This window comes from Advenella sp. (assembly GCF_052108595.1).
Taxonomy (GTDB): Bacteria; Pseudomonadota; Gammaproteobacteria; order Burkholderiales; family Burkholderiaceae_B; genus Advenella.
On the sequence record NZ_JBQEAU010000173.1, the window covers coordinates 1 to 6,013 of the forward strand.

5 protein-coding genes and 1 pseudogene are annotated in these 6,013 nt (G+C 55.9%); 4 read left to right on the forward strand and 2 right to left on the reverse strand.

What is annotated here, in order from left to right; translation table 11 throughout:
* Window positions 1–1,283, reverse strand: a 1,283-nt coding sequence (locus tag ACTIKR_RS20030; RefSeq protein ID WP_442328830.1) for a 3-hydroxyacyl-CoA dehydrogenase NAD-binding domain-containing protein, incomplete at its 3' end; no start/stop codon positions are given.
* Window positions 1,284–1,615: 332 nt separating this feature from the next.
* On the opposite strand from ACTIKR_RS20030, the gene ACTIKR_RS20035 reads away from it, so the two are divergent.
* From ACTIKR_RS20035 to ACTIKR_RS20045, 3 genes are read left to right on the forward strand one after another with little or no spacing between them, the layout of a single operon-like run.
* Window positions 1,616–2,812, forward strand: a complete 1,197-nt coding sequence (locus ACTIKR_RS20035; protein ID WP_442328831.1) for an acyl-CoA dehydrogenase family protein — start codon at window positions 1,616–1,618, stop codon at window positions 2,810–2,812.
* Between the two features lie 54 nt (window positions 2,813–2,866).
* Entirely contained in the window at window positions 2,867–4,030 is a 1,164-nt protein-coding gene (locus ACTIKR_RS20040; protein ID WP_442328832.1) for an acyl-CoA dehydrogenase family protein, read from the forward strand.
* A 15-nt stretch (window positions 4,031–4,045) separates the two neighbouring features.
* Window positions 4,046–4,465: a PaaI family thioesterase gene (locus ACTIKR_RS20045; RefSeq protein ID WP_193087426.1), complete on the forward strand. Its 420-nt coding sequence runs from the start codon at window positions 4,046–4,048 to the stop codon at window positions 4,463–4,465.
* A 77-nt stretch (window positions 4,466–4,542) separates the two neighbouring features.
* Here ACTIKR_RS20045 and ACTIKR_RS20050 read toward each other — a convergent pair whose 3' ends face one another.
* On the reverse strand, window positions 4,543–5,364 hold the full coding sequence (locus tag ACTIKR_RS20050) for an IclR family transcriptional regulator (protein WP_193087425.1): 822 nt from the start codon (window positions 5,362–5,364) through the stop codon (window positions 4,543–4,545).
* 369 nt (window positions 5,365–5,733) lie between these two features.
* On the opposite strand from ACTIKR_RS20050, the pseudogene ACTIKR_RS20055 reads away from it, so the two are divergent.
* Window positions 5,734–6,013, forward strand: a pseudogene (locus tag ACTIKR_RS20055) (nitronate monooxygenase); the annotation flags it as partial.

Consider the following 6,013-nt stretch of genomic DNA (forward strand, 5'->3'; position numbering starts at 1 on the left):
CCGATCACATCTTGCGGGCGTTTGGTAAAAGAAGCGATCTGGTCGACGTCCAGGGTTGAGGTATTGGAGGCCAGAATTGCACCTGGTTTGACGACACGATCAAGTTCACGGAATACGACTTCCTTGACCCCCATATCTTCAAAGACGGCTTCAATAACCAGGTCAACTTCGCTCAATGCGTCATAGGACAGGGTCGTGCTGAGCAGGTTCATGCGTTCTTCAACCTGCTCGGCCGTAATCCGCCCTTTTTTCATGGTGTTTTCATAGTTCTTGCGAATGGTGGCAACCCCACGCTGCAGCGCTTCTTCCTTTTGCTCAAGCAGGATCACCGGGATGCCGGCATTCAGATAATTCATACTGATGCCGCCACCCATGGTGCCAGCGCCAATCACGCCGACCAGGCCAATCGGACGCAATGGGGTATCGGCCGGCACATCGGGAATTTTTGTCGCTGCGCGTTCAGCCGCAAACACATGACGAAGCGCCAGTGATTCGGGCGAGGCCAGCAGTTGGGTAAAGTGCTGGCGTTCAAATGCCAGCCCATCATCAAAGGCCATGTGCGTGCTGGCCGCCACTGCCTCGACGCAGGCAGCGGGCGCAGGAAAGCGCGCAGAGCCAGCTTTGACCGCGTTGCGGGCGTTGAGCAACAAGGCGTCGGCATCGGCATCGCCAACTGCCAGATCACGAATCCGCTTGAGCGGTGCATCACTGGCCAGGCCTTTGGCAAACTCAATGGCCGCCGCTTGCGGCTCACCGTCAACAACTTTATCAAACAGCGCGGTATCGGCAAGCGCAGCGGCTTTGACGATCTGGCCGGAGACAATCATGTTCAGCGCCTTTTCCAGTCCTACTACCCGTGGCAGCCGTTGGGTGCCGCCCGCTCCAGGCAGAATGCCAAGCTTGACTTCAGGTAAACCGACTCTGGCCGCTGCAGCAGCAACGCGATAGTGCGCGCCAAGCGCAAGCTCCAGCCCGCCGCCAAGACATACGCCATTGATGGCAGCCACTACCGGCTTGGCCGATTGCTCCAATACTTCTATGACCGTGCGCAAGGTGGGCGCCTGCAGCGCCTTGGGCGTACCAAATTCTGTCACATCCGCACCGCCGGAAAAAGCCCGCTCGGACCCGCCCAGCACGATCGCCCGGATTGCTCTATTGCTGTTGGCGCGATCGACGCCCTCTACAATGGCTTTGCGCAACCCATGACCCAGGCCGTTGACCGGTGGGTTATTGAATGTAATGACGGCGATTCCGTCCTTTTCTTCGTAAAAAGCGTGATCCATGGCGATGTCTCCTTGTCTGGCTCGATTAAATACATGGCACGTCGTTACTACGCCATTTTGTTTCGCATAGCAGAACTAATGTGCCCCGAGAATTCTTTGATAATACTCCGTGGCAGTATTGGGTGTAAAGCGAATTGTCGGCTGCAAGCATTTCTGCTTTTTCTATCGGCCTGTCTTTTCATTTAACGCATTGCTCGCTATAATCAATTCCATAAATCAATTATATATTCCACTACGCAGAATCATAAAAGAAACCGGGCTACGCAGACACCGAGCTGCGACAATGACGGTTTCGCTTCTGCCGCTCAACAACCTGAAAAGGAATTCCGTCCATGGATATCCGCTACACTCCTGAACAACTGGCCTTTCGCGAATCGGTTCGCGTTTTCCTGAAAGAAGCGGTACCAGCTACGGTCCGCGACAAGACACAACAATGCCTGCCGCTGTCAAAAGCCGAACGCGAGCAATGGCAACGCAGCCTGTTTGAACAAGGCTGGGGAGCGCCGTCCTGGGCAGTGGAATTTGGCGGCACCGGCTGGGATGCGGTGCAGCGCCATATCTTCGAAGAAGAATGTGCTGCTTTCGGTGCACCCGAACAATTGCCTTTTGGCCTGAAAATGGTCGCGCCGGTTATTCAAAAGTACGGCAGCAAAGAACAGCAGGAGCGTTTCCTGCCCCGCATTCTGTCCGGCCAGGACTGGTGGTGCCAGGGGTACTCGGAACCCGGGGCCGGCTCGGACCTGGCGTCGCTGAAAACGACGGCCGTGCGCGATGGCGAAGACTATATCGTCAACGGCCAGAAAACATGGACCACGCTGGCCCAGCACGCAGACTGGATTTTTTGCCTGGTGCGCACCAATCCGCAAGTGCGCAAGCAGGAAGGCATTTCATTCCTGCTTATCGATATGAAAACGCCGGGTATTACCGTGCGGCCCATTATCATGCTGGACGATGGCCATGAGGTCAATGAAGTCTGGCTGGAGAATGTTCGCGTTCCCGCCGCCAACCTGATCGGCGAAGAAAACAAAGGCTGGACTTACGCCAAATTCCTGCTTGGCCACGAACGAACCAACATCGCCCGCGTGGGCCGTTCCAAGGCGGCACTGCAGCTGGTCAAGACGGCCGCCGCCCGGCAAACCGGCAATGACGGCCTGCCGCTGTTGCAGGATGCGCGATTTCGCGATCGCCTGGCGCAGGTCGAGCTGGATCTGATGGCACTTGAAATCACCAATCTGAAACTGATTTCTCAGGAAGGCAGCAGCCACGCCCCAGGGCCCGAAGCCTCCATCCTGAAAGTGAAAGGCTCGGAGATTCAGCAGGCGATCACAGCACTGGCCTCGCAGGTCGCCGGCCCGTATGCGGCGGCCCATATCCTGCCGGACGATCAGGTACATGAATTGTCTGCCGCCTTTCCTCAGGCCCAGGAACATATGACGGCGCAATATTTCAATTATCGCAAAACCACCATCTACGGCGGATCCAATGAAGTGCAGAAAAGCATTATCTGCAGGATGATTCTGGGGCTGTAAACGGCCCGCCATCCCTTCCCGATACAGAACATAATACGCTACGGAGTCATCCACATGGACTTTACCTTTACCGAAGAACAACTTGCCCTGCAAGATACGCTTACCCGCTTTGTCGACAAAGACTATACCTTTGAACAGCGCCGGAAAAATCTTGCCGCCAACCAGCATATGAGCCAGGACACCTGGGCAACCTTTGCAGAACTGGGCATTCTTGCCCTGCCCTTTGCCGAAGAAGACGGCGGCCTGCAAGGCACCCCGTTGGATACCTATCTGGTCATGCGCTCACTGGCCAAAGGACTTATTCTTGAACCTTACATCAGCACCGTGGTACTGTCAGGTACGTTTTTGCAGCAGCACGCCACAGCGCAGCAGCGCAGCGTGCTGATTGCCGCGATCGCAGATGGCTCGGCCCGTTTCGCCTTTGCCCACTACGATGCCCAATCGCGCTATCAGGAATCGCGTATCCATACCCAGGCCGTCAACAAGGCGGGCAACTGGATCCTGAACGGCCACAAGGCCATCGTGGTTGACGCGCCGGTGTGCGACCACTGGCTGATCACAGCCAGGACTGCTGGACAGGAAAATGACAGCAACGGCCTGTCTGTCTTCCTGGTCAAAGCAGACCATCCTGGCATTACGGCCAAGTCATACCGGCTGCATGACGGCCATCTGGCTGCCGATCTGGTGATAGAAAATGCCGAGCTGCCGCCAGAGGCGCTGATTGGCGACGCAGACACGGCCTACCCCGCCATCATGCAGGCGCTGGCTGCCACTAATGCCGCACTGGCGGCCGAGGCGGCCGGCCTGATCCAGGCCCTGAACGACGCGACCCTGGAGTATTTGAAAACCAGAAAGCAGTTTGGCGTGGCCATTGGCACCTTTCAAGCCTTGCAGCACCGCATGGCCGATATGGCCATCGCAGCAGAACAGGCTACTTCCATGGCGCTGCTGGCAGCCATCAGCCAGGCTGGCGATGATCCGCAGGATCGCATCATCAAAGGCGCAGCGGCAAGGGTGCTGCTGGCAAAACTGTCGCGCCATGTCGGCGAAGAGGCCGTGCAACTGCACGGCGGCATGGGCGTCACCGACGAGCTGGTCGTACCTCATTACTTCAAACGGGTCACTGTACTAAATAGTCAGTATGGCGATGCAGACTTTCATTTGCAGCGATATAGTGATAGTTTGCTAACGCCACAGAAAAACCAGGACCCCGCTTGAGGAAACACCCGTATCATGATTGACCAGACTATTCCAGAACACTACCGCCTGCTGAACCGCTTCAGTTCCTTTTCGGATCTGACCGGACCTTTTTATGAAAAAATAGTGGACGACCGCCATGTGGGCATTGGCCTGCGGGTAGAGGCAACGCATCTGAACAAGGTGGGTGTCGCCCACGGCGGTCTTATCATGACCGTTGCTGACAATGCCTTTGGCGATGCCATTCTTAACGCTCATGATGAGCCGGTGGCTTTCGTCACCATGTCGCTGACTTGTGAATTCATGTCGCCTGTGCGCGAAGGCGACTGGCTGGAAGCGACAGTGGATATTCAACGCAAGGGGAAGCGGGTGGTTTTCGCCAACTGCGATATGCGCGTGGGTGACAAAAAAGTGGCCTTTGCCACCGCCCTGTTTTCCATGATCGACAAGAAATAGCCAGCACGAACTGCCGGCCGGCAAGCCTGCTGGCAGTTGCCCGACGGGCTCACCAACACGCCTGGGTATTGTGCGGATCAGGCTGGCTGACCCACCGTCTCCTTGAGTTTGCTGACCACTTCCAGCAATTTGGGTCGCGCCTCTTCAAGCAGATATTGTTCGGATAAATTGAAGGACGGGCCCCCGCAACTGATCGACATAATCGGAAACTGCCGCCCCAGATTCAAGCCGACCGCGATGGCATTCACATCCTTTTGCCAATCGCCAAATGAGCAGGTGCATCCCAGCCGCTCGTAATCGGCCAGCGACGAAGCGATACCGCTCATTAACGCATCACTGGCCAGCTCATCAAGTTCGCGTACCCGGCCGAATATCTCTTCGCGCTCCTGCAGCGGGATTTCCGCCAGATAAGCCCTGCCCATGGCCGTGGATACGATCGGAATACGGGCGCCCACGTCCATGCTGAGTGTCAGCGCCGACCGGCTGCGGCAGTTTTCCAGATACAACATCGACAATCGATCGCGCGTTCCCAGCGTTACCATGCCCTGAGTCTCGTCAGCCAGCGCCTGCATCAGCGGCCGGGCAACCTGGCGGATATCGAGCTTGGCCAGCAAGCCCACGCCCAGCGAGAGTGTCGCCATACCCAGTTGGTATTTACTGCTTTCCTCGTCATGCGTCAGGTAACCCAGCCTGGTCAGCGTATAGGTAATGCGCGACACCGTTGACTTGGGCAGCTTGCAACGCTGTGCAATTTCCTGATTGCCCAGCACTTTGTTGCCGGAGCGAAAGCAGGCCAGCACATCAAGGCCGCGGGCGATCGCCGTGATGAAATGGCGGTCGTCCTCATACTCTCTGGCCAAAGGGGGTTTGTTAAGGGTTTTCCGAATATCAGATGTCATAAATAAATTCGCAGGAACAATTCCAATGTGCAGAATATAGTACAGAATCGCATTGCGTGGCGCGTCATGCCTTCCGCATTTGCTCAATAGTATAATAATACCCGTTTTATACTATGTTTAAAAAGAAAATTCCATTGCCCGCGCGTCCAGAGTAGTCTATGATAAAGTGCTGACGGCTAGCGCTCAAGAGTAAAGCATGTACCGCATTGCAGAATTTTGTTTCGAATTTATGCAGGCGACCCTGATACCGCGACGTGCTATCCGATGGCTGCGCCGACCTGCCCCGTCGGCATCTTTCGTCTGCGGCATGCATCATGCATCCGTCCGCTGCCAATATTGCATATGATATTTATCTGACTGAGGTTGTTTATGGTTCATCCTGTCGTACAAAAATTGCGCGCTCAAATGTCGCTTCCCGTAATCTGCTCGCCCATGTTTATCGTGTCCAATCCGGATATGGTCATCGAGCAATGCAAAAGCGGACTGATCGGATCGTTCCCGGCCCTCAATGCCCGTCCGGCATCGCTGCTTGATGACTGGCTGGCCCGGATCACCAGCACACTGGATGATGAACGCAGCCGGCATCCGGCGCAGAAAATAGCCCCCTTCGCCGTCAACCAGATTATCCATACGTCGAACGACAGGCTTG

Coding starts and splice junctions, on each gene's coding strand:
- ACTIKR_RS20035 (WP_442328831.1), top strand. CDS start 1,616: ATGGATATCCGCTACACTCCTGAACAACTGGCCTTTCGCGAATCGGTT.
- ACTIKR_RS20040 (WP_442328832.1), top strand. CDS start 2,867: ATGGACTTTACCTTTACCGAAGAACAACTTGCCCTGCAAGATACGCTT.
- ACTIKR_RS20050 (WP_193087425.1), bottom strand. CDS start 5,364: ATGACATCTGATATTCGGAAAACCCTTAACAAACCCCCTTTGGCCAGA.
- ACTIKR_RS20045 (WP_193087426.1), top strand. CDS start 4,046: ATGATTGACCAGACTATTCCAGAACACTACCGCCTGCTGAACCGCTTC.